Source organism: Erwinia sp. PME.40.26/001, assembly GCF_055556675.1.
Genome location: NZ_JBVHNP010000228.1, coordinates 1 through 264, shown reverse-complemented (window position 1 = coordinate 264; position 264 = coordinate 1). Strand labels below are relative to the sequence as shown.

At 71.6% G+C, this 264-nt stretch carries 1 pseudogene; it reads right to left on the bottom strand.

What is annotated here, in order from left to right:
• Nucleotides 1–238, bottom strand: a pseudogene (locus ACZ3HG_RS23960) (hypothetical protein); the annotation flags it as partial.
• Between the last annotated feature and the right edge of the window lie 26 nt (nt 239–264).

The window sequence follows — 264 nt, the reverse complement described above, 5'->3', positions numbered from 1 at the left end:
AGACGACGTTGTAGGGCCCCCGCTTCTTCTTCGCCGGCGGTGGCGTCTCCGCCTCGGCCGACTCAGGAGGCGTCGCGCTCGCCGCTGCCGGCTTCTGGCTTGCGCGAGGTGCGCGTGCGGGTGCTTCGGACGTCGCTGCCTGGTCGACGTCGCTGGTGACTTCCTCAGCGGGGGGCGCGGCCTTGCGTGCGCGGGGCTTCGCTGCAGCTGTGGGCTTCTTCGGGGCGGCCATGGTCACTGACCACCTCCTCGGTTTCCACGGCG